General features: G+C 76.7%; 2 protein-coding genes. Both read left to right on the forward strand.

The features are described from left to right. Window positions 1-516: sulfite exporter TauE/SafE family protein (locus AE652_RS42325; protein ID WP_049661549.1), on the forward strand; the 516-nt coding region annotated here is incomplete at its 5' end. Between the two features lie 83 nt (window positions 517-599). Then, window positions 600-841: rhodanese-like domain-containing protein (locus AE652_RS42330; RefSeq protein WP_049661551.1), on the forward strand; the 242-nt coding region annotated here is incomplete at its 3' end.

The raw sequence follows: 841 nt of genomic DNA on the forward strand, positions 1-841 counted from the left end.
GCCGCCGGACTGCCCGCCGCCATGGCCGCCGGGGCGCTGTCCGCCCATCTGCCGGGCGCGCTGCTGACCGGTGCCTTCTCGGTGCTGGCGGCGCTCGCGGCCTGGCGGATGCTGAGGCCGCCCGCGAAGGATGCGCAGGAACGTTCCGCCGCCGGAGTCGGCCGCTCCACGGCGGCGGGCGCCGGGCTCGGCGCCGTCACCGGACTGCTCGGCGTCGGCGGCGGCTTCCTCGCCGTACCGGCCCTGGTCTCGGTGCTCGCCTTCACCATGGCCGAGGCCGTCGGCACCAGCCTGCTGGTCATCACCGCCAACTCGCTCGCCGCCCTGATCCCCCGCCTCGGCTCGGCCGGGGCGATCGACTGGGCCGTGGCCGCCCCCTTCACCGGGGCGGCGATCCTCGGCGCCTGGGACGGCAAGCGGCTGGCCGACAAGCTCAGCGGGCGCACCCTCCAGAAGGCCTTCGCCGTCGCCCTGCTCGCCGTCGCCGCGCTGATGCTCATCACCACGGTGAGCTGATCACGACGGCGAGCTGCCCCCGAGCCTCCCCCCACCTCCCCGCACCACCACCGACACCCCCATACGAGAGGACCCCCACCGCCATGACCACGCCGCTGACCGTCGAGCAGCTCCAGCCCCGCCTCGGCCTGCTCACCCTCATCGACGTCCGCTCCCCCGGCGAGTACGCCGCCGGCCACATCCCCGGCGCCCTGAACGTCCCGCTCGACCAGCTCGACCGCGCCCTGCCCGCGCTGCGCGAGGCCGCCGGGCAGGGCGAGATCGCCGTGGTCTGCGCCGCCGGGCCGCGCGCCGACAACGCCTGCCGCGTGCTGGCCGACGCCGG

It is taken from the genome of Kitasatospora sp. MY 5-36 (assembly GCF_001182915.1).
Lineage (GTDB): Bacteria > Actinomycetota > Actinomycetes > Streptomycetales > Streptomycetaceae > Kitasatospora.